The following is a 24,407-nucleotide window of genomic DNA, read 5'->3' as shown; positions in this document are numbered from 1 at the left end:
AAAAAATGAATTTTCATTCTCTGTGTTCCTCTGTGAACTCCGTGTTTTAAAAAAAGTAGGGTACAGTAGTAACAAGTGCAAATCCATTATAAAAAGGTTCGATTTCTAAGTAGCGTTCTGAATAAATTTCATTTCCATTTTTATTAATATGAAACCAACCTTTTGCATCTTTTGCTGTTGCAAAGTTTTTATGGAAAGTTGTCATAAATCACAGCAAAATAACGCTGCTATTTTTCTATTTATCTGGTATTCTTTTAAAACGCTTTCCCATTTGCTTTGCACATCTTTAGAGATTAATATACTTTCTTCATTTGCAATTTTATCTCCTTTTTCTTTATTGAAGGACAGAAAATTAAAACTTCCTTGAATAAAATAATGATTATCTTTTACAACTAGCTTTCTATGAGTGCCTGTCATTTTGGGATTTCGTTTTTTTTCAAAATGAGTAGGTAAGTGTACTAAATAAAAATTGGTTTCATACTTTTTTTCTAAATCCCTTAATTTTTCAATTACTCTGATGTCGTGGTTGTCATTGTTTTCAATTCCGTAAAAAATAATGATTTTTACATTTCTTTTTAGTGCTTTTTCAATGCTATTAACATAGTTTGAAGTTGCTTGTTTAATCCAAGGACTTTCTATCAATAGTTTTGATGTAGCAGTTTTTATTGCTTCTTCAAACTTCTCTTGTGTTTCCCAAACTGAAAGAGTTTGAGTTTCTGTTATTTTTTTTTCTGTCTGAATTGGTTTAAACTCTTTTAAAACTTCTATATTTTCCTCTTCTTGTAATTGAATAATACTTGTTCTTTCAGAATCGGATAGTTTTTTAATTAACTCTGAATATCTACTACTAAGAATTTTTGTTAGTCGTTTTTCTTTTGAAAAGTCCTTATCTATATTTCTAATTTCGATATAAGGCTCTAGTTCATTTTCCTTTTCTTTTGTTGGTGTGTATTCTATAAAATAAAATTCTTTAAATTCTTTATCTTCACTATCAAATTGAATATCTGACTTATCATAATCGACTAAATAGGCTTTTCCTTGATTTTCACTCTTGTAAATATCAGCAAGTTGTTCATTTCTATTATCCAATAATCTAATATCTCTATTAGAATAATTAATTTCCGAAGCCAGTTTTTTTATGTTGCTTTCTACTTTATATTCATACGTTTTGAAATTCTTTACTAATACCTCATCTGTTATACCATCAATTAAGAACTCAAACTCTTCTTCTTCAAGAATTTTTAAAATACTGTTGTCCTTAATAAATTCTTCGCCTTGTTCTGTAATTAGCCAAGTACCTGATGCAAAATCAAGAAATCCTCTTTCACGTAGAAAATAGAGTTCTCTTAAAATAAAGTCATCTTTACTTAGACCTAAAAAGCTGATTATTTGTTCTTCTTTATTATAACCTGCTTTTATTGTCCTTAAAAAAACCGAGTACACTTGTTGAATTGACTCTTCAGGCGATTTATTTACTATAACTTTTATTCTTACACGTCTGTATGGATAAGCAAAAGGTATAATTTCATTAATTCTGAAATTACTTGGACATTGCTTATTTAGTTTAGTATGAATTTGTTGTATTTCCATTAAAATAGTTGTTCTATGTTTTTGACTATCCAATCTTTTTTCAATTCTTTTAAATAATGTTGTAAAGCTGGTTTTTGATTTTTGTTTTCTCGTCCTTTTGGTGATTTAGCATTCAGAATACTATCCAAATTTCCAATAATTATAAGTAGCTTTTTTTGTCTTGATAAAGCAACATTTATACGATTTGCATTTGCTAGAAAACCTAAGGAATGTTGATTGCTCCTTACTAAATCAAAAATAATAATATCTTTTTCCAAACCTTGAAACCTATCTACAACAGATATTACTACATTATTTTCCTTAATATTTCTTAGTTTTTTGTAGTCAATCTCCTTTCTAAAAACTTTTTTTATTTCTTTTACTTGAGCAGAATAACCTGTTATTACGCCAATAGAATAGTCTTTTACTTTATCAAAAGAATCCAAACGCTTTAGGAGTTTTGGAATTAGCTCGGCACTTTGCTTGTTTTTTGATGAACCATTTCCGTCAGTTTCACTTCTGTAAGAATTACCTATGTCAAAGAAAATGATAGAGCTATCTACTTTCAAATCAAGATTATGTTCTTTTTCTTGTGGTCTGTCAAATGGCTTTATTGCTTGATCTCCAAAAGGTTCATAAAAGCATTTTGAAGTCAGTAAAACTTGTTCTTTCGAACTTCTTCTACATACTTCTAACTGACTTTTATAATCGTCATCAATTCTTTTTATTACTTGCTCAAATAAACTAGGTCTATTAAAATAATCGTCCCAACTATCAAATTCATCTACTTCATTTTTAAACTCTTGTCTTAACCACTTTTCAACTTCTCTATTTGAAGTTAGCATAGGTCGTAATTGCCTATGATCGCCAACAAGAACTAATTTATCAGCCAAAACTATTGGAATTAATGCTTCTGCTGTGTTTGCTTTTCCACTTTCGTCCATTATTACATAATCAAACTCAAAACCAAATTTAGCATATTTTTTTGATGCGATATGATTTGTCGTTGCGCCAATTACTCTAATACTATCTATTAGTTTTTGATTAATATTACTATTTTCACCTAATGAACTTATGGTAGCCAACCAATCATTATATATTTCTTGCTTTAAAAAATATTCTTCAAAATTTACTTTTACAAAACTATTGATTGATGTTATAAATTCTGTTTGAGAATCTAAAGATTTTTCTAAGTCTTTTAAGTTTTGGAAAAAACTCAACACTTTTTCAATATTTCGCTTTTTTATTACCCATTTTTTATCAGATGATAAAGTTTCAAAAATTTGCTGTATAATCGGATTTTCGTCTTCTATTTCTTTCTTAAAGTTTTGTTCGTATAATCTCCAATTCTTTTTGACTTTTTTCTTAACTTCTTGTTCCCAGCCTTCAATTTTTTTTTCTAAAGTATGTTTTTGTAAACTTTTTTTTGGTTGTTTTATACCACTCAATCGAACAATCGGAATATCTTTTTTTAAAAGATTATCCAATACGTTATCAACAGCATCATTTGTTTGTGAAGTGATTAATATTTTAGCATCAGGATTAGTATTCAGAATCTGAAAAACAATTTCGGTGATTACAGTAGTTTTACCTGTCCCTGGTGGACCTTGAATAATTGTCAGAGGTTCTCTATTAATAGCATTGAATATAGCTCTCTGTTGATTATCACTATACTCAAGTTCTTTTCCTTTTTCATCAGTTTGATAAATCTTTTTTAGCTCTTTAAACTCAAGATACTTACCTTTCAAACTTGTAGGATTGAAAATATAATGTATTAAATCTCTATTCTGAACATCATTACATTCTACTTTTCGTATTGCCTTTTGTTGCCTTTTCTTTTCCTGTTCTTGTTTACTGATATTTTCAAAAATATATCCATTTCTAGGAATTTTATTAAAATCTAAATGATCACAATCTTTAAATTTTAGAGTTCTTGTTTTTGGATCAAAGTCATAAGCTACTCCTGAAAATTTCAAAGGATCTTTCATTTGTTTTTTATCAGCAGTTTGACTTACAATAAATTCAAATTCTTCTACATTGGGTGGTTCTGCTTTGTCAATATGCGAGCGAATAAAGCCATCACTACTGTATTTACTGTTTTCTTGAATTTTGAATGAAATTTCATAATCTCCTTTTTTCTCAAAGTGGTCAAAACGTAATCTTAGTGAATTTTTTTCTAAAACTTGTAGTTCTTTTTCTATTAATTTTTTGAAAAATTTTAGTTCTCTGTTTGTTTCTTTTTTACCTTTTTTGTAACTAATTTCCTGTTGTTTTTCTTTCTGAATTTTCTTAAAAAAAGGAGTTAGGTTAAAATGTTTTTGATACGCATCTTCTGATGTAAATGCGATTGGTAAATTTAATTCTATTCCAAATTTGCATATTGTATCATATCTACTTTCCTCTTCAACTTTGTGAGAGTCATTCCGAATCAACAATTTATTTTCAGAAATAATCCACAGACAATGAATTATAAAACTATTTGTTACGATATCCAATAGAACATTATTTCCTTCATTTGGACGAATATCAAACTTTGGTTTAAAATCTGAACTATTTAAGTCATCAATTATTTCTGATTTTAATGTTTTCCTTGAAAATACATAGACAGTATTCTCTTCATTAAAAGAAATTTCACTTGTAATTTTTGCTAGTTTTTCCAAAAGAGAAATATAGCTTACCCTTTTTTCTGGTAATTGCTCACAACATATATCTATTAGATTTTTAATTTCTTCAAATTCATTAATTTCACTTTCCAAAAAACACCATTCAATAACTTTTCCAATAGAATAAATATCAGATTGGTAAGGAAAACCCTGTGGAATATTTCTGTTCCATTTTTCGGGTGCAGCAAACTCTTTTGCAAAAATTTCTAATTCTTGTGATTGACTTAGCGATACTGAAATATCAGCAATACCAAAATCAATCAAATAAAAATCAAAATTTTCATCAACTAATATATTTGCTGGAGTAATATCTCCGTGAGCAAGCCTATCTTTTGTTTGTAATTGTTGTAGACATTTTACTATTTGTTCTATTCCTTTTAGAAAATGAGTTAGATCAGGTGTAAAATTTAAAACAACCTCCTCTAAAGAATATGTTTCTTTGTTTTCAAATATAATGCAGTATGCACTTTGTGTTTCTTCCCATTTGTAATCAATGATTTTTGGTAGAGAAGAATGAACTGCTTTTTTAAGACGACGCAATTTATCAAAGAGGATTTTGCTTTGTTGAGAATCTTTTTTAATTCCCCTTATCCATTTTGCAAAATAAACACATCCATCTTCATCTATTATTTTAGCAGTTGATGAATAACCTCTATGTTGAACTTCTTCCTTAGGTTTAAGTTGATACTTCTCTAAAATCATTTCTAAATTTTGTTATTGTAAAATAAGATTATAATTTAAATAAAACAATTCAAAAAGCAAATTTTTCAATCTATAAAGTAATTTCATAATACATGAATACAAAATACTAAGATAAGAAGAGAGGGTTAAAATTTAAGTAGTTGATGATTTTAGAGGTTTTCTGTAAATTTTCATAAAATAAATTGTTTGAAATAAAAATATTAGCCACCTTTTCACATCATCTGCATCTCAACAAGTTTTGAATATGCGCCTTGTTCTTCAATAAGAGTGTGATGTGTTCCTGTTTCAATTATTTTTCCATCATTAACCACTATAATTTTATCAGCATGCTGGATGGTACTCAAACGGTGTGCAATTACTAATGTTGTTCTTCCTTCCATTAATTTATAGAGAGCTTCTTGTACTAATTGTTCGGATTCAGAGTCTAAGGCAGAAGTTGCTTCATCTAAAATCAAAATGGCAGGGTTTTTCAAAACAGCTCTTGCAATACTGATGCGTTGGCGTTGTCCTCCTGAAAGTTTGCTTCCTCGGTCGCCTATATTTGTTTGATAACCTTCTTCTGTCTTGATAATAAATTCGTGAGCATTGGCAATTTGGGCAGCTTTTTCTACGTCTTTTTGTGTAGCTGTGTCTATTCCAAAGGCAATATTATTAAAAATTGTATCATTAAATAAAATTGCTTCTTGTGTAACAATTCCCATTTGAGAACGCAAAGAATGAAGTTTGTATTCTTTCAAAGAATGATTATCTAACAAAATATCTCCTTGCTGTGGGTCATAAAAACGAGCCACCAAATCAGCAAGTGTAGATTTTCCTCCTCCAGACATCCCTACCAAAGCTACGATTTCGCCTTTTTTTATGGTCAGATTGATTCCATCCAATACTTTTTTCTCTATAACTCCCTCTTCTTCTTTACTAATTTTATACGAAAAATGAAGGTCTTTGATTTCGATTTTATCTGAAAATTGTTTTAATTCTTTTGCATTGGGAAGGTCGCTGATAGAGGTTTGAATATCTAATACTTCAAAAACTCGTTTTCCAGAAATAATTCCACGTTGCATGTTTGTAACAAGTGTAGAACCCTCTTTTATAGGAGGAATAATTTGAGAAAAAACAGCAATATAAGCAATAAAAATTTCGGCAGTTAATTGCCCTGTCAAGACCATATTTCCACCATACAATAAAATGACAGCAATAGTAATGATTCCTAAAAACTCAGATAAAGGAGCAGCTATATCTCTTTTATTATCATAAGATGTTTTGGAAATGCGATAACGTTCATTGAGTTTTTTGAATCTTGAAAGAATAAAATTTTGAGCATTAAAGGCACTTACAATCTTAACACCTGATAAAAGCTCGTCTAACATTGACAAAATATTTCCTAATGTTGTTTGTGAAATGTCGCTACTTTTGCGAAGTTTGCGAGAAATAAGGGCAATAATTCCACCTGAAATAGGTAAGAAAATAAAAGAAAACAACGTCAGTTTCCAAGACCAATATACCAATAAACCAAAATATACCAAGAAGGTAAGAGGCGCACGAATCAAACCTTTAAATTCATTATAGACAGAAGACTCTACTTCTCTAGCATCATTTGAAAAACGAGACATTAAATCTCCTTTTCGTTCTTGTGAAAAATAGCCCACATTGAGAGAAAGAACATTTTGAAAAAGTGCATTTTGAAGGCGTGCCGTTGCTCTGAATCTAACTTTATTGATAATATATAAAGCCAAATAACGAAAAATATTAGATAGAAAAACAGTTACTACCAATACTTTACAGACAAAATAAAGAGCTTCCATTTTTCCTTCTTCTACAATAATTTTAGAGAAATTATAATTAAAAAGGTCAGTAAAATAACCAAATGACCACGAAAAAGTAGGAGCAGCTACAGCTATTTGTGTAGGAGTTTCGTCTAAAAATAAAATTTTGAGAAGAGGAGCTAGTAAAGTGAAGTTTATTGCCCCAAAAATAATTGCTAAAACAGAGGTCAAGATATAAAAAGGCACAAAAGACCGAAAAGGTCGCATAAAGCCCATTAATCGCCAAATTACTTTCATATCAAATTAATTACGAATTAAAAATTACGAATTACGATATATTTAATTACCTAGATATTAGTTTATTTGGGTGTATCTCAAAATGTCGTACTGTATTATATCTTTGCTGTCGCTAGGCTAAAATACCAACAACAGTATTTTTTGTGTTTTTAAAAAGCGACAAGATGAGATGAACCTAGTTTATTCCGTAATTTTTAATTCGTAATTCGTAATTGAATATTAGTTAAGTTTTATTCCAATCATCATTATATCATCAGTTTGTTTGTTATTTGCTTGCCAAGTTTCTAACTGATTTTCGATGTGTATTTTTTGCTTTTCTAAAGGCATTTTATGAATTTGAGTAAGCATTTGGTATAAATTTTTACTCATAAATTTTTTATCATTTTTTCCTCCAAATTGGTCTTGAAAGCCATCAGAAGTAATATAAAGTGTATCTCCAACTTGATAATGAATGGTAATATCTTCATACTTTCTTTTTATTCTTACTTCATGTCCTCCGATAGGCAACGAACTAGCCTTGAAACGATTAAACTCTCCATCTTTATCTACATAGAGTAAAGGCTGTTTTGCTCCTGAATAAGTTAGTGTTTTTTCGGTCGGATTAATACGACAAATTGCAATGTCCATTCCATCCTGTACATTACTTGTTTGTTTGTGTAAATGATGAATCAAACGACGATGTAATTCAATAAGAATTTCGGCAGGAGAGCGTACACCACTACGAGAATTAAAAATATCATTGAGTAAAGAATTACAAAGAATTGTCATAAAAGCTCCTGGAATGCCGTGTCCTGTACAATCAGCTAAAGCGACATAAAATTCTCCTTGTCGTTGTTCGAACCAATAACAATCTCCACTCACAATATCTCTAGGACGGTCTATAATAAAATTATCCTTTAATTCTTCAAAAATAGTGGTTGTGTTTACTTGCATAGCATCTTGAATCCTGCGAGCATAATTAATACTTTTGGTAATTGTATTATTTGTATCATCTATTATAGTTGCTTGTTTGGATATTTGCTCATAAACAGAACGAATTTCATCATTTTGTTTGCGTAATCTAGTAATTGTTTTTTTCTTGATTTGCGTTCTATAAATAAATATCCCGACTATCAGAAATGCTATTAATGCAACTGCTGAAATGAGATAGAGAGTTAGATTTTTGTTTTTACTTTCTTCTTTCAATAATTGATTTTCTCTATCTTTTCTTTCAGATTCATAATAGGTTTGCATATTCGAAACTTGATGCCTACGACTAATATTCGAAAGACTATCATTCATAGCCACAGCAAGCGATTGATTTTCGAAGGCTTTTTTATAATTTCCAACTTTAAAATAAATATCTCGGAGTACCTCATAACCATTTCTGACAAGAGCTGCATAACGAAATTTTTGAGCTAACTCTACACCGTCTTCTGTTATGTTGATGGCTTTGGATAAATCTCCTTTTTCAGAATAAATTTCGCCTAGTTTTATCATATTGACGATATTACCATAATTATCATTTATTCTTTCTGTAATTTCTTTACTTTTGGTAATATAAGAAGTCGCTTTTCCTAATTCTCCTTTTTTGAGATGTGCATCTGCTAGATTAGAAAAAATCTTGTACATCAAATCGTCATTTTCTAATTTTTCAGCAATTACTAACCCTTGTTCTAATGATTCAATAGCCTCATTCAGACGTTTGAGGTAAATTAGGCTAAGACCTTTTAGGTTTAATGAGCTTGCCAACCCATACTCAGAACCAGATGTTCTCCACAATTTTTCTTCTTTTACAGCATATTGGTAGGATTGTTCGAAATCTCTCATCAAAAGATACGTAACTGCTACTTTGTGCAACGCATCAGTTTGTAAAGAATCATTTCCTATTTCTTCGGCTGCATTAAGACCTCTGAGGAGCAAAGTAAGTGCAAAGTCAGACTCTCCTTTATTCCTGTGCAATGCGCCTGCTTGTATGGAGGCTTGGGCAATTAGGTTTTTATCTCGTAACTCTGTGGCTTGTTTTACTGCTTTGGTGGCATATTCTAAGGCTTTTTCAGAATCTCGTAGTTGTGTTCTGTAAAATTCTGAAACTTCTATTAATAACTCTATTTTTTTCTTAGGTTTTGCCTTTTCTAATTTAGTTATTAATGTTTCTACTTCTTCTTCCTTCTGTTGTTTTTTGCTGTTTTCTTGTTGAGGTATTTCTTTTTTTTTCTTCAAACTATCTTTTAAGGTACTATATAATTCTGATTGAGCATAACTAAAAGACACAGAAAAAAAGCAGCACTTAAAAGCTAAAAAGAAAATAAAAAACGATAAAATAGAGAAATGATGTACTTGTGTATTTTTTCTCAACATAAAAAATAAAAATAACTTTTTTCTGATTAATACCTCTTAAAAATAAATAACGATTTAGAAACAAAACATATTTTAATCAAAGAATTAATATAAGTAGTAGCATAAAAAACGAAGGTACAAAAATTTATCCTCTATTTCTTTTACGTTCTTCTTTGCGTCTTTGTTTGTGCTGATTTTTTTCTTGATTGGTAATTTCAAAATCAATTCTACTTTTTACTGTATCTATGGCTAAAAATAAAGCATTTCTGAATGAACTTTCATCAGCTATATTTTTCCCAGCAATACTATATGCTGTTCCATGGTCTGGTGATGTTCTAACAACTGGTAAACCAGCCGTAAAGTTTATACCTTCATTAAAAGCAAGTGTTTTGAATGGAATAAGTCCTTGGTCGTGGTACATTGCCAAAATTCCATCAAATTTTTCGTATTCTTTTGCGCCAAAGAATCCATCAGAAGGAAAAGCACCATAAACTAAATGTTCTTTTTGACGAAATTTTTCTATTACAGGTAAAATAATTTCTTTTTCTTCATTTCCCAAAAGTCCATTTTCTCCTGCATGTGGATTAAGTCCCAAGAGAGCTACTTTTGGCTTTGCAATTCCGAAATCTTGTTTCAGAGAATGCAGCATTAAATCTAATTTCCGTGTGATTTTTTCGGCAGTAACGGCAGTAGGAATGTCTTTTAATGGAATATGACCAGTAACTACACCCACACGCAAGTTTTCATGTACCAAAAACATCAAACTATCTTTTACTTTATCGGTACTAAATTTCTCAGTCAAATATTCCGTATGTCCTGGGAAATTGAAAGTTTCAGATTGAATATTATCTTTATTAATTGGTGCAGTAACAAGGGCATCTATCCAACCTTCTTGCATTGCTTTTGTTGCTCCTTCCAAAGCCTCTAATGCACATGTCCCTGCTTCTGCTGTAATTTTTCCAGCTTCTACATCTATTTTTGCAGAACTACAATTTACAATATTTACTTTTTGAGTATGAATAGAATTTGCTAGATTTTCATCATCTATAAAATGCTGTTGGAATGTAAAATCTATATTTAATAATCTTTTGTAATGAGAAAAAACTCGTGCAGCACCAAAAATAACAGGAATACAAAGTTCTAAAACTCGGTTATCTGTTAGTGTTTTTAGGATTACTTCTATGCCAATTCCATTAAAATCACCCATAGAAATTCCTATTCTTGGACGGAAACGTTTTGGACGTTCGGTTTTTTGAGAATGTATATCTGATGTATCTGATTCGAAGGGATAATAAGATTGTGAGTTTTCGTTTTCCAAGGTAACTATTGAACTAATTGATGAATGTTTTTTTTGATAGAATTACAAAATTACAAATTTATTTCTGAACAAAAATCTATAAAGAAGCAGCATTTTCTTCTATGAGTTTTACTTTTTCTTTTGCGTGTTTGGAAACTTTTGTTTTGTGTTTGTAAAAACGAGCATAAACTTTTGTAAATTCTGCACCAAAAAATAAAATCAAACAGGCATAAGATACCCAAAGTAAAATCAAGACAACCGAACCTGCCACGCCATACGTAGAAGCAGGCTCTGCAATTCCAAAATAAAGGCTCAAACCCTCTTTACCTAAAGTAAATAAAATAGCTGTAACAATTCCACCAATACTGACTGTTTTCCAACCAATTTCCCTATCAGGAAGAGTTTTGAACATAAAAGCAAATAAAACTCCTATAATAATAAGTGAAACAATAATTTCAATAGCACTCATTCCATAAATCATAAAGTCAGGTAGGAAAGTCATCATCCAGTCTGAAAGTGTAGAAATAAGTGTAGAAATAATTAGCGAAGTCAAAAGTAAAAAGGCAATTACCATAATAAGACCAAATGAAGTCGCACGGTCTGTAACAAGTTTTACAATTCCATTTTTTGATGTATCTGGTTCTACTTCCCAAATGTTATTAAATGATTTTTGAAGCTGAACAAAAACACCTGTTGCACCAAAAATAAGCGAACCAACACCAACTATTAAAGCGAAAGTAGAATCTTCTGTACTAAGTGCATTTTTTATCATTTCTTGTACAGCTTTGGCTGCATCCTGTCCTATCATTCCAGAAATTTGTCCTGTAATTTCTCCTCTGACAGCTTCTTCTCCAAAAAGTAAACCTGCAGATTTGATAACCATAATTAAAAGACCTGGAAGAGAAAAAATAGTATAATAGGCAATGACAGCACTTTCACGAAAAGGGTCAAGCGCATTCCATTCTTTAAAAGTTTCTTTGAGTAGTGTTCCTAAGTCTTTGAATCTAAATTTACGAGCCATAAAAATAAGTAGAGATGAAAAAATAAAGTTGAAAAAATTATAAAGTAGTTTTCCATACTACGAGACTGACCTATAAAAACACAAGGATAATATTTTTGTCTAGTAGTATGGTAGTTTTTCTTTCATTGAGGTTGTTTAAGAATGAGTTTTGTACGTATTTTTTGTTGGTGTCGCTACGCTAAAACACCAACAAAGGCAGTGTTATTTTTCCATAAATTGGGTTTGCAAACCCAATTTTATGGAAAAATGAACATTCTTAAACAGCTTCATTATTAGTTTAAAACATAACCTAGAAAAAATAAATTTGTTATTGATTTTATGAGTTTCAAATTTTACTCTCCCAATTCTTTTGCTCGTTTTTGTGCTGCTTCTAGTCCGTTCCCTATTTTATCAGATAGTTTTTCTTCAGAAAATACGTTTAATGCTGCTTCAGTTGTTCCTCCTTTTGAAGAAACTCGTTTTATCCATTCTCCACAAGAATAATTGCTTCTATTTTCCAAATGAACTGCTCCCATAAAGGTTTGGGTAACTAATAATTCGGCTTCTGAATGCGAAAAACCCATTTTTTGAGCTTCTTTTATCATTGCTTCCATAAAATAATAAATGTATGCAGGACCACTTCCAGAAATAGCCGTTACAGCATCTATTTTTTCTTCTTCGGAAAAATAAAGTGATTTTCCTGTTGTGTTTAGAAGGTTTTGAACAAAAAATAATTCCTCTCTACTTACTGATTCGTCAGCCGTAAAACCAGTCATTCCCATTCCAATTTGAGAAGGAAGATTTGGCATTGCACGAACGATTTTTGAAGTTCCTAAACTATTTTTTAAAGTTTCAATTTTTACTCCTGCCATAATAGAAAGAACGGTTTGAGAAGGCAAAATATAATCTTTAAGCGTTTCGAATAACGCTTTTGTGTCTTGTGGTTTGACTGCCAAGATGATTAATTGAACTTTCGAAACTCGTTTATCAGGTTTAGAAATGACGAATGAATACCCTTTTTCTCTCAAAAAATCAGCTTTTTCAGTTGTTTTTTCTAAGATAAGTAAATCATCTTTTGTAATGGAATGAGAAAGCAAAAAGCTCTCTGCATACGTTGTTCCCATATTCCCAGCACCCACAATTAGAATTTTCATTGTTGAATTATTTTGAATTATTCGAATGATAAAAAGTATTTTAAAAAAAAATAAAAGAAATTTTGAAGTTTTTTTTAGTCCTCAAATAGATTACGTTCTGCCCTCCTAAATTTGTAGTATAAACAAAGAGAAAAAACGATTTTTAAAATAAAACAGAATCAAAAACCTGTTCAATTAATAAAAATCAACTCACAATTTATTTTTCATCAAATTTACCTATTTATTTATTCCCAATTATTATGGACAAGAATCAAATTAAAAACGACTTCGCTTCACTTCTCAAAAACTACTATCATCAACGTCATGAAGTGATTACCAAAGAGGAATCAGTAGCCAAAGTAAAAGAAATTACACTTTTACAAACTGCTCGTACTTACACACCTGATAATATTATCAAAGGACTCGGAACGCTTCAACTTACTTTTGCTGATACGCTTACACAGTGGTCTAAAAAACTACAAGATGAATCTGAAAAACGTTCACAGATTGAAGAAGCTATCGGAATTGAAAAGAAAAGGCTTAAAAACTTACATCAAGTAAAGTTAGCTGCTGATGCTTTGTATTTATTGAAACAAGAACACGAATCAAAGTTGGCAGAGCTTACTGAAGCACATCAAAAAAGAATGGAGTTGATGGCAAATTCTCGTAAAGAAGACGAAACTTTTTGGAAAAAAGAAACAGAACTTTTTGAGAAAGAAGTAAAAGAATCGGAAGAACGCACAAATAAAACTCGTTTGCAAGAAGAAGAGCGATTTGAATATGATTTGGAACGAAATACACAACTTTCTACTGATGCTTTCGAAGCGCAGAAGAAACAAACGAATCGTAAATTAGCACAGCAAAAAGCTGAGAAAGAAAAAGCGTGGACTGCTCGTGAAGAAGTTTTGGCAGAAAAAGATGAGAAGCACCAAAAAAATCTTGTGTTGATTGCCGAATTTGATGAAAAACTCAAAGAGGAAGTCAAAAAATCAAGAGAAAAGGCTGCTAATGAAGCTACAAAAGAAGGAAAAGCAGTTGCCGAATTAATGGAAAGAGAAGAAGCTGCCAACGAACAAATCTTTGCCGAACAAATAGAAGATTTGAAATTGAATGTAGAAAGTGGAAAGATTGAAGTTGATAATTTGACAATTCAACTCAAACATGCTTTAGAGCAAGTGCAATCACTTTCTTTGAGAGCATTTGATAATCCAACTTCTAAATAAATTTATTGTTGTTGTCGTCGGTGGGGACACCGACAACGGCAAAATATTTTACATTTAGTATAAAAAAAAGCTCTACCTCGCCATTGTCGGTGTCCCCACCGACGATTTCTACTTTTAAATCATTTCAAAACCTTCAAAAAAAAATATTATTATGGCAGTTTCAATGAAAAATACGAAAAAGGAAATTCTTGATGTTTATCAAGACCTTGTAAGAGAAAATAAATCACTTCAAGCAGAAGTAACTAAGTTAAAAGCAGAAAACAAAACACTGCAAAACAATTTGGAGAAAAATATTGCTCCTCAAAAATCTACATCAAAAGTTCAAGCATTTACAAAGGCAGAGCCGAAACCAGTTTCAAATAATGGTTTAAATGGTGGTGGTTATGAGTCTGTGGAGAGTGTAGTTACGGCTTTTGAACATATCAAAGGAAATGTAGGTGTTGCAATTAGTGGACTTTCGGATAATCTGACAAAAGAGGCTGCAAATTTAGCTGTTTTGCAAGATGAGAGTAACCAAATCGAAACGCAACTTTTAGAACTTCATCAGATTGAGGAAGCAGAAGAAAATACGCTTTCAAAACTTGTTCAAGAATACATCGAAAAATCGGAATCTTTCGAAAAAATTATCACTCAAACAGGAAAAGAGCAGTTAGAAGCCGAAGAAGAAGCTAAAAAAGCCTACGAAGAAGCCGAAGATTTGCACAACTCAACACTTAGTGAGCGCAAAAAAGAATGGCAAATGAAACTAGATAGAGAAGATGAGAACTATCAGTACGAGAAGAATCTCACTCGTCAGCAAATAAAGGATGAAGCTATGCAACTTGCTAAATCTCGTGCTGAAGAATTGGAAAATCTTAAAGAAGAACAAGAAAAAGAGTGGACATTGCGTGAAAAACTGTTAGCTGAAAAAGAAGAAAGTTACGAAAAAGCAACTGAAAAAGCTGAAGAACTACCTAAAAAATTGGATAGCGAAACCAAACGTGCTTATGAAAGTACAAAAGCTGCTATTCAGAGAGATAATAAAGCAACGTCTGATTTGTTGGCTAAAGAAAATGAAGGCAAAAAGCGTATTGCAGAACGTCAAATCAATGCTCTTTCTGGCAAAATTACACAGCAAAATGAGCAAATCAAGTCATTAAACCTTCAACTGACAGGTGCATTAAAAGAAGCAAAAGAATTGGCTATTAAGGCAATAGATGGAGCTTCGGGTGCAAAATCATTGGCTGCCCTTCGTGAAGTTGCTTTTGAGCAATCTAAACAAAATGGTAAAAAGTAAGAAGTAAGTTTCTTTTCTAGGAAGTAGAAAAACCTATCTAATTATTCACTTAAAAGAAAAATCGGATAGGTTTTTTGAATTTGTAATTATCTAGTAAAACTATTATCATTTATTTTGTTTATATTAGAAGAGAATACCTTTATTATTTATCATTTCTAAAATTTTTATATGAATTTTTTAGCACATTTTTTCTTATCCAATAAAATAGAAAATATAGTCATAGGTAATTTTTTGGGTGATTTTGTGCGAGGAAATAAATATAAAGACTATCCAGAGGAAATAGCAAAAGGAATTATGTTGCATCGTCATATTGATACATTTACAGACCAACATCCTGTTATTTTGCAGACTAACAAACGTTTGCACGCTGATTTTGGAAAATATGCCCCTGTAATTACAGATATTTATTATGACCATTTTTTAGGAATACATTTTGATAAATATAAATTTGAAAATCAAAGTGATGGTGATGATTTAGCTAATTTTTCGTTATTTATTTATCAGATTTTAGAGAAAAATTATGAAGTTTTGCCATCTTTAGCACAACAGGTTTTTTTAAGAATGCAAAAGCAAGACTGGCTTACTCATTATGCGACATTTTATGGAATGGAACAATCTCTTAATGGACTTTCGCATAGGGCAAAGTATGCTACTAATTTACACGAATCATATCATTTTTTAAAACAAAATTATTCAATGATTGAAAAAGATTTTTTATTGTTTTTTCCAGATATTATACAATTTGTTCATGAAAAATTAAATGAATAAATTTGTAACCAAACTAATTTTATTTTTTTACTTTTAGAATTTTTATCAAGTAGCTTATTTTTGTTATACTGAAGTTTATGCACTTTTAGTTATTTTATTTTCTATATGAATCGTTTTAATCCATATTATTATTTTTATTCTAGTAAAATGAAAAAATACTTTTCTTTTTTGAAAGATGGATTAATTTATTGTATGACTTTCCTCAAAAAGATAAATTATATTTATTCAAAATCAGTTTTATTTTTTCTTCTTTTTCTGTCTATTTCTTATACAGCACATTCCTATAATCAAAATGTTAAAGAGTTAGATAGTCTTATTCGTGCCTTAGAATTACGTCAAAAAGAAGATACTGTCAAACTTTCTCTTTATAATTCAATAGTCATAAGAGCAATAAAAAATGACAATGAAATGGCATATAAGTATGCTGAAAAGGGGTATCAATTAGGGCAAAAATTATATCCTATTCGTTTAGTGGCGATTTCTTCTTATCAATATGCTAAAGTGTTACAAACCAAAGGCGAACATTTAAAAGCAGCACAAGTCATAGAACATCAAATTTCAGAATTTTCAACTCATAAAGAAACCTCTCCTCCTTTTTTATATCATCAATTAGGAAAAGTATATGATGAAACAGGAAATAAAGTAGAGGCTTTGAATAGTTATTTGAGAGCATTCGAATTGTGGAGGAGTTATAAAAATCCACTACTAACAAAAGAAGATTTTTATGAAAGTATTGCTAATTTGTATCTTGAAAGTCAGCAGTATAAAGAAGCACAATATTATTATGAAGAATTATTAAAATGGGCAAGTAAAGAAAAGAAGAACCAAAATGAAGATATAAATGAAAATAAAAAAACACAGGCAACAGCCTCGCATGGTCTTGTACGAGTTTTTATAGCGAAAAAAGAATATGATACTGCTTTATTTTATCTTCAAAAATCAGAAGAATTTTGTACAGGAAAATCAAAACGAAAATGTTTGTTAGCTACCTATGATTTATTTTCAGAGTTATATTTTACAAAATTTGATTATAATTTAGCCAAAAAATATGCCTTTGATGCACTACAAATTGCCGAACAGTTGGGAGAGCAACAACAAGCTATTTTACTTTCTATTCGTTTGGGAGATATTTATAGTGCAGAAGGTTCTTATGATAAAGCCGAATTATTTTTGAAACGAGCTGAAAAAACAGCCTTATCTTTAGAAAATAATTTATTGTACAAACAAGTTTATTTCTCATTTGCTAATCTATATGAAAAAAGTCGGAAAGATAAAATGGCTTTGAATTATTATAGAAAATACTTGACTTATAAAGATTCAGTAAATAATGAAGTTTCTATTCGTAAAATTAATAGTCTTCAAATGCAGTTTGAGCAAGAGCGTCACCGACAAGAAATTGATGTCTTGGAACTTAATCAACGTGAAAAACAACTCCAACAACAAGCTGAAGTAGATAGAGCGCAAGCCTTTAATATTATTGGATTGATAGCTGTTATTGCTTTGGGAGTCGTTGCTTTTCTGATTTATAACCGTTATCGTTTTGGAGAACGCACTCAAAAAATGCTTAAACGTCAAAGCTATTCTATAAACAAACAAAATCAAAAATTACAAAATATAAATGAGCAACTTTTGGAATCTAAGAAAGAACTCAATGCAATTAATAAAACAAAAGACCGTTTTTTTTCTATTGTAGCTCACGACTTAAAAGGACCTCTCAATTCTCTCAAAGGATATTCTCATCTTATTTCTACTTTTGGAGACAAACTTCCTAAAGAAGAGATAATTAGTATGGCAGCCGATCAAGAGCGAACACTAGATAATCTATATAAATTTTTGGAAGATTTGCTTTCGTGGTCAAGAATCCAAATGAAAGCTGTTGCGTTAGAACCTCAAAATGTAGAATTAAAATTAGTCATTGATAAAATGTGTGAAATACTGATGCCTCAAATAGAGGAAAAAGAAATTGATGCACAGTGTATTGAGGTTGAAGGAAAACAGGTTTTTGCTGATGAAAATGCAGTATTTACGATTATGAGAAATTTGGTTTCGAATTCTGTAAAGTTTACACCTAGAGAAGGGATAATACGAGTAACAGCAGAAATACAAAAAAATGAAGAAGGAAATGAAACAGGTTTTACCAAAATTTCAATAACAGATACAGGTGTAGGAATGCCAAAAGAAGTATCTCAAAAACTGTTTAAACTAGACAATAAATATTCTACAAAAGGAACAGAAGGCGAAAAAGGAACAGGTTTAGGATTAATAATTTGTAAAGAATTTGTAGAGCAAAACGGAGGAGAAATAGGTGTAGAAAGCACAGAAGGAGAAGGAACAACATTTTGGTTTACGCTTCCTTCAAAAAATGATAATTATGAGGCTGACTCAAATAAAGATAAAGAAGTTTCTGCTATCGAAACGGTAAACTAAAAAAAAACTACAAAAAATAAATTTTGTAGTTTTTTTTATTGTAATAACTGGTTCAAGCGTCGACGATTGAACCAGTTATTACTAAAGAAGAAAAATTAATTAAGACGTATATCTTTCAATACAAATAATTGATAATCAGTTTATTGTATTCGTAATCCGTAATTGATTTTAAGCATGCTTTTTTACATCCTCTGCTGTAATTGCTTTTCCACTCATAATAATAAGTCTTTCGACTACATTTCGGAGTTCACGAATATTTCCTGTCCAATCGTGTTTTTGGAGTTCTTTTAAAGCTGCTGCATCAATTTTCTTTTTAGACTCGCCATATTCAGTAGCAATTTGATCCAAAAAGTGTTCTACAAGAAGTGGAATATCATCTCTACGGTCATTGAGAGCAGGAACTTTTATTAAAATAACACCCAAACGATGGTACAAATCTTCTCTAAAGTTTCCTTTTTTGATTTCTTCTTTTAGGTTTTTATTCGTTGCAGCGACTACACGCACATCAACTTTTATTTCTTTGTCGCCACCCACACGAGTAATTTTGTGTTCTTGCAAAGCACGCAAAACTTTTGCTTGTGCAGAAAGACTCATATCTCCAATTTCATCAAGAAACAGAGTTCCTTTATCGGCCAATTCAAATTTTCCGATACGCTGTTTGATAGCTGAAGTAAAAGAGCCTTTTTCGTGTCCAAAAAGTTCACTTTCTATAAGTTCGGAAGGAATGGCAGCGCAGTTTACCTCTACTAAAAGATGTGCCGAACGCTCACTTTTTTCGTGTAACCATTTGGCTACCAGCTCTTTACCTGAGCCATTAGGACCTGTAATCATCACACGAGCATCAGTAGGCGCAACTTTTTCGATAGTTTCTTTTACATCCTGAATTGCTTGTGATTCTCCAATAATGTCAATCGTTTTGGGTACTTTTTTCTTGAGTGTTTTGGTTTCGGTAACGAGCTGCGTTTTTTCCATCGCATTACGAATTGTAACCAAAAGACGGTTCAAATCGGGTGGTTTTTCGATAAAATCAAATGCTCCTTTTTTGGTACATTCGACGGCAGTTTCAATATTTCCATGTGCCGAAATCATAATAAAAGCATTTTCTCTACCTAGTTCAGTAGATTTTTGTAATACTTCTATACCGTCCATTTTTGGCATTTTGATGTCGCACAAAACTACATCGTAATTATTGATAAGCAACATATCAAGACCTTGCTGTCCGTCTTTGGCTTCATCTATTTCATACTTTTCGTACTCCAAAATATCTCGGAGTGTATGACGAATGGCAGCTTCATCGTCTATGATAAGAATTTTTTTTGGCATAAGTTATAATGTCTTAGTTGTTGATGAGAACACCATAGCCGTAAGGTTAAAAATTTATTTGTCTTTCTGTTCCGTAGGAACTTTATATTGGTAGTAAAAATAAGAAAGAAAGAGTGTATTCTGTTCTGTTAGGAACTACATATTGGTAGGATTTCAAGATTTTTAATACAAAATGTGACCAATATACAACTCCTACGGAGTAAATGATTTTTAACTTTTCTGTTTTTATCTACCAATATGAAACTCCTAATGGAGTAGAGGACAAAATTTCTCAATAGTTTTACGGCTATGATGAGAACATCAACAACGGCGAGATGAAAAAATATTTTATTCCAAACCCTAAGGTTTTATATTGTAATCTACAATAAGAAAAGTAGTTTTACAAGAAAAAGTTTGAAATCCGATAAATTTAGAAAACAGTTTTATAAAACCTCGTTGACAGCAATGCCTCAACGACGGTTAATTTACCAATTTTTCAACATTGAATATCATTTACACCCTTCTCTACGACGTGTGTCCGTAATTCCAATTATTTTCCAGCCTTCTTCAGTTTGAATTATGTGAAAAGCATTTACCCCACAATGACTAAACATTTCTCCTACATAAAATTCATACGGAGTCCATACTTGCGCTAAGTTATCGTCTATTTTAATATCATAACTCAAAACCTTTTCTATATACGGTTGGTCGTGTGGTGTGGCTATGGTAACTAAAAAATCTTCTAATTTGCTGTCTGCTAGTTGTTCGTCGGTTTTTTTGTTTTTAGTAATGGTTCTTAGAGTTGGATTTTTGTAAAAGGCTGCACGAATCATACTGCTATCACCTTTAAACATTCCTTCAAAAAGCTGTTCAATGGGTTTAATAACTTCTTTTTGTTCTTGCGAAAGTGTGTCTGCTGATTGGTCTGTTGGAGTTTGTGCCATAGCTGCAAAACCAAAAACAAGAAAGAGTGCTATAAAAAATAGGAAAAGTAATGTGTTTTTCATTTGAGTGTTTTGTAATTATTAGTAGAAATTTACCAAATAAGTAGTGGAAAGTTTTAATAAATTATAGCTTTTTGTTTTTTTAGATTGTTCGATATTTTCTTTGAAAATCTTGTTGTTGTCTTGGGATATTTTTTTATTACTCAACAACAATATATATTTTAGACAGATTTTTTGGAAATTAGGTTACTTTTGTATTGAAATCTTGAAGAATATAAATATTATTCTAACCATCTCATTATTTTTAGTATTCTTTTAGAGCAAACGCACGAAATTTTATTTTTTAAAAATTGGTTCAAGCGAGGACGCTTAAACCAGTTTTTGTCTAATTCAAGCGTCCTCGCTTGAATTTTAAAACTAAAAAAATAGGTCAAAAAGAGTGTAAAATCACACATTTTATTTTCGTGCGTTTGCCCTAAAAATATTAGATATACAAGAGGTGTCTATGAAGGTAATTTCTAAAGGAATAAGATTACAACAAAACTCAACTGGAATGAAACTGAAAGTAGAGAATATGTCGCTAATACTTAAGAATAATTATCTACTTTCTAACCACTCTTTAGCTTCTTCCATTGTTTTGAAGTATTGGTTATTTGCAGCCACTTCTCCTACTTGGCTTTTATAATTATTCATCAATTGACGTGTACCAAACTCATTGAAAGCATCTTTAGACAGTACAGTAGCGACATATTGCATTGTAGTAGCATTGTGAGTGGCAGGAACAAATACTTCTTCAAAATATTTTTGATTATTTACAGCGATGACTTTTGCATTTCTACTATCGCTCAGCCATTTTGTAGTAGAGTGCTTTTTTATCAAATCAAGGGCATATTCTAAATGAGCCACCCAATCATCATATTTTACTACTCCATTATAGGTAGCAATGATACTTTTTAAGGTTTCATCATAATAAATTTCTGTTCCTTCGTTGGTAAAAACATCTATTTTCATAACTTCTCAATATTTCTAATTTAGTTACTCATATTATATTTTTTCTTGAGTTCAGAAAGTTGCTTTTCTTTTGCTTTACGAAGTTTGCCATCTAGTTCTTCAATCCATTTTATTTGGCTATATTTTCCATCTGGATGTGCAACTGTATAATTTTGAAATTCAATTCCTTGTTCGGTAAAAATATCTTTGTACATATCTTCTAAGATAACAAAATTCTCAGCAATATTCTGTTTCAAATCTGACATTCCTTCCCACTCAGGCATAATAATCGCTTCTAATCCTTGCACATCTTTAAATGTAATTGTTGCTGATTGTCCACTCGCTTTAGCTGCTTGAATCTGTGCTTCAAACTCTCTAAAAGCAGCCTCATCAATAAAAAAACCTTCATCAATATCATCTGTAATTACAAAACCAATAACAGCATCATTACTTGCCAGTTTTCGTAACATCAATTCTTGTTTCCAACCATTTACTTTTTCAGCTTCTTTTTTGTTCATTGAAGCCCAAGGTTTTCCATAATAGTTTGCCCAAAGTGTAGAATCAGTAGGATCTTCAGTAAGCTGTTGCCAAATACCCGAATTTCCCATTGGGTCTTCTACAAAATCATCTTGAGCAAAAGCAGACGAAATCCCTAAAATAAAAAAAGAGCTGACCAAAAATAATAGAAAAAATATTTTTTTAGTATTTATTACACGTTCTTTATTCAAATTTGAAGAAAACAATCCTAGAACAGAATCTATTAGAATAGATTTTAAAGTTGGTTTTGGAAGAGCAATTACTTTTGAAGTAGTTGGTTCTGTTGTATATATGGTCTCGTAAATAGATTGATTCATAGAAAGTTAGCTTTTTTAGAGTGGTTTTTTTTAGTAAGAACGGTAAAATTAAAAATTGGTTCTTTACTTCTGAAAACAGACATGCAAATGTGCGTATTTTGATTCAAAATTTCAAATAAAAATGCAACAACAATACCAATACAGTAAAAAAAAATGCTTTTTATTACACAATTTATTCTGCATACCGACAAAATAGCCATAAATTAGATTATAAAATAGAGAAAAAACAGAAAAATCGTATTTTTGTACTTAACTAAACTTTAAAAACTTCAATTCCTATATATATGTCTTCAGCTATTTTAAATCAAGCAGCAAGCAAAACAAACTTTGGCAAACTCACACCTCAACTAATCAATCAATTCGAACAGATTGTAGGAAAAGAGTATGTTTTCACAGACGATAAAAACAGAGATACTTATTCAAGAGACCACACCGAAGACTATTCTTTCTTACCTGATGTTGTTTTGAAACCACGCACACCACAAGAAATTAGTCAGATTATGAAAATTTGTAACGAGCATATTTTGCCTGTTACGCCTCGTGGTGGTGGTACAAGTCTGAGTGGTGGTGCTTTACCAACTAATCACGGTGTAGTAATTTCGATGGAACGTTTCAATGAAATTATCGAAATTGATACGCTAAACCTTCAAGCAACTGTCGAAACAGGCGTAATTACAGAAGTTTTTCAGAATGCTGTCAAAGAAAAAAATCTTTTTTATCCACCTGACCCAGCTAGTAAAGGAAGTTGTTTTATTGGTGGAAATGTTTCGCACAATTCGGGAGGTCCTAAGGCTGTAAAATATGGTGTTACTCGTGATTATGTCTTGAATTTGGAAGTTGTTTTGCCAACAGGAGAAATTATTTGGACAGGTGCAAATGTCTTGAAAAATTCTACGGGTTATAATCTTACTCAATTAATAACTGGGAGTGAAGGAACTTTAGGTATTGTTACCAAAATTGTATTCAAACTTCGTCCTTATCCTCACAAAAATATTGCTTTGCTTGTTCCTTTTGAAAGCAATGAAGAAGCATGTAGAGCCATTTCAGCTATTTATATTGCAGGAATTACACCTTCTGGAATGGAATTTATGGAACGAGAAGCTATCGAAAGAACGATGTTTTATTTGGAAGATAAAATGAATCAAAAGACAAATATTGATTTACCTGATTCTATTCAAGCACATTTGATTATTGAATTAGATGGAAATAATGAAGAATCAATGATGGTCGATGCTGAAAAAATAGTAACTGTTTTGGAAGACTTCAAGACAGGAGAAATTTTATTTGCTGATTCGGAAGCACAAAAGGAAGAACTTTGGAGATTGCGTAAAAATATTTCACCTGCTGTAAATGCCTATTCGCTTACAAAAGCAGAAGATGTAGTTGTTCCTCGTGGAAATTTACCTGAACTTATTACTTCTATAAAAAGGATTGGAGATGAATATGGTTTTCGCTCGGTATGTTTTGGACATGTAGGAGATGGAAATTTGCATGTAAATGTCTTGAAAGAACAAATTTCTGATCAAGATTGGAATACAAAAGTAGTAGATGGAATTGGAGAAATTTTTAAAGAAGTAGTTCGTTTGGGTGGAATGCTTTCAGGTGAACACGGAATCGGAATTGCCAAACGTCCTTATATGTCTATTGCATTAGGCGAAGTAAATCTAAGGTTGATGAGAGAAATCAAAAAAGTCTTTGACCCTAATGGAATATTAAATGCAGGCAAGATATTTTAAATTTTCATTACATTTTTATAAAAACAAGGAACTTCCACAAATAAAATTTTGTATTCTAAGAGAAAATTAGTTTATTGAGGATTGTTTTAAGATTTATTTAGAATCTTGGAATGTTTTTCAATCACACAAATTTATTTATCTCTC

At 31.0% G+C, this 24,407-nt stretch carries 17 protein-coding genes; 5 read left to right on the top strand and 12 right to left on the bottom strand.

Annotation, left to right across the window (positions count from 1 at the left end):
- Positions 1-46: 46 nt before the first annotated feature.
- From ACE193_RS03965 to proC, 8 genes are all read right to left on the bottom strand, one after another.
- Complete coding sequence (locus ACE193_RS03965; RefSeq protein WP_375561717.1) at positions 47-205, bottom strand: WG repeat-containing protein; 159 nt, start codon at positions 203-205, stop codon at positions 47-49.
- Positions 202-1,590 carry a hypothetical protein gene (locus ACE193_RS03960; protein WP_375561716.1) on the bottom strand — a complete coding sequence of 463 codons (1,389 nt, stop codon included), beginning with the start codon at positions 1,588-1,590 and terminating at the stop codon, positions 202-204. Before ACE193_RS03960 ends, ACE193_RS03965 begins: the two co-directional genes overlap by 4 nt.
- Positions 1,590-4,934: an AAA domain-containing protein gene (locus tag ACE193_RS03955; protein WP_375561715.1), complete on the bottom strand. Its 3,345-nt coding sequence runs from the start codon at positions 4,932-4,934 to the stop codon at positions 1,590-1,592. The genes ACE193_RS03960 and ACE193_RS03955 overlap by 1 nt, the downstream gene beginning before the upstream one ends.
- Positions 4,935-5,146: 212 nt before the next feature.
- Complete coding sequence (locus ACE193_RS03950) at positions 5,147-6,994, bottom strand: ABC transporter ATP-binding protein (RefSeq protein ID WP_375561714.1); 1,848 nt, start codon at positions 6,992-6,994, stop codon at positions 5,147-5,149.
- A gap of 219 nt (positions 6,995-7,213) precedes the next feature.
- A complete protein-coding gene (locus ACE193_RS03945; RefSeq protein ID WP_375561713.1) occupies positions 7,214-9,247 on the bottom strand; it encodes a SpoIIE family protein phosphatase in 2,034 nt (677 codons plus the stop codon).
- A gap of 211 nt (positions 9,248-9,458) precedes the next feature.
- On the bottom strand, positions 9,459-10,631 hold the full coding sequence (gene pdxA / locus ACE193_RS03940) for a 4-hydroxythreonine-4-phosphate dehydrogenase PdxA (protein ID WP_375561712.1): 1,173 nt from the start codon (positions 10,629-10,631) through the stop codon (positions 9,459-9,461).
- 76 nt (positions 10,632-10,707) lie between these two features.
- On the bottom strand, positions 10,708-11,631 hold the full coding sequence (locus tag ACE193_RS03935; RefSeq protein WP_375561711.1) for a YihY/virulence factor BrkB family protein: 924 nt from the start codon (positions 11,629-11,631) through the stop codon (positions 10,708-10,710).
- Between the two features lie 332 nt (positions 11,632-11,963).
- Entirely contained in the window at positions 11,964-12,764 is an 801-nt protein-coding gene (gene proC / locus ACE193_RS03930; RefSeq protein ID WP_375561710.1) for a pyrroline-5-carboxylate reductase, read from the bottom strand.
- 239 nt (positions 12,765-13,003) lie between these two features.
- Between proC and ACE193_RS03925 the strand changes: the two genes are divergently transcribed.
- The 4 genes from ACE193_RS03925 to ACE193_RS03910 all read left to right on the top strand — a co-directional run bounded on the left by ACE193_RS03925 (position 13,004) and on the right by ACE193_RS03910 (position 18,437).
- On the top strand, positions 13,004-13,966 hold the full coding sequence (locus ACE193_RS03925; RefSeq protein WP_375561709.1) for a hypothetical protein: 963 nt from the start codon (positions 13,004-13,006) through the stop codon (positions 13,964-13,966).
- A gap of 151 nt (positions 13,967-14,117) precedes the next feature.
- Positions 14,118-15,242, top strand: coding sequence for a hypothetical protein (locus ACE193_RS03920; RefSeq protein WP_375561708.1), 1,125 nt, complete (start codon positions 14,118-14,120; stop codon positions 15,240-15,242).
- A 168-nt stretch (positions 15,243-15,410) separates the two neighbouring features.
- Complete coding sequence (locus ACE193_RS03915) at positions 15,411-16,010, top strand: ACP phosphodiesterase (protein ID WP_375561707.1); 600 nt, start codon at positions 15,411-15,413, stop codon at positions 16,008-16,010.
- Positions 16,011-16,157: 147 nt separating this feature from the next.
- A complete protein-coding gene (locus ACE193_RS03910) occupies positions 16,158-18,437 on the top strand; it encodes an ATP-binding protein (protein WP_375561706.1) in 2,280 nt (759 codons plus the stop codon).
- Between the two features lie 168 nt (positions 18,438-18,605).
- Here the strand turns inward: ACE193_RS03910 and ACE193_RS03905 are convergent, their stop codons facing one another.
- From ACE193_RS03905 to ACE193_RS03890, 4 genes are all read right to left on the bottom strand, one after another.
- Complete coding sequence (locus ACE193_RS03905) at positions 18,606-19,760, bottom strand: sigma-54-dependent transcriptional regulator (RefSeq protein ID WP_375561705.1); 1,155 nt, start codon at positions 19,758-19,760, stop codon at positions 18,606-18,608.
- A 488-nt stretch (positions 19,761-20,248) separates the two neighbouring features.
- Positions 20,249-20,746 (bottom strand): nuclear transport factor 2 family protein, encoded by a 498-nt coding sequence (locus ACE193_RS03900; RefSeq protein WP_375561704.1) that lies wholly within the window; start codon positions 20,744-20,746, stop codon positions 20,249-20,251.
- 534 nt (positions 20,747-21,280) lie between these two features.
- Positions 21,281-21,694, bottom strand: a complete 414-nt coding sequence (locus ACE193_RS03895; protein ID WP_375561703.1) for a hypothetical protein — start codon at positions 21,692-21,694, stop codon at positions 21,281-21,283.
- Between the two features lie 20 nt (positions 21,695-21,714).
- A complete protein-coding gene (locus ACE193_RS03890; RefSeq protein WP_375561702.1) occupies positions 21,715-22,527 on the bottom strand; it encodes a hypothetical protein in 813 nt (270 codons plus the stop codon).
- Between the two features lie 284 nt (positions 22,528-22,811).
- Between ACE193_RS03890 and ACE193_RS03885 the strand changes: the two genes are divergently transcribed.
- Positions 22,812-24,263 (top strand): FAD-binding oxidoreductase, encoded by a 1,452-nt coding sequence (locus ACE193_RS03885; RefSeq protein WP_375561701.1) that lies wholly within the window; start codon positions 22,812-22,814, stop codon positions 24,261-24,263.
- The last annotated feature ends 144 nt before the right edge of the window (positions 24,264-24,407 follow it).

Source organism: Bernardetia aquimarina (genome assembly GCF_042180575.1).
In the GTDB taxonomy this organism is placed as follows: domain Bacteria; phylum Bacteroidota; class Bacteroidia; order Cytophagales; family Bernardetiaceae; genus Bernardetia.
This window is presented reverse-complemented; position numbering and strand designations above follow the sequence as displayed.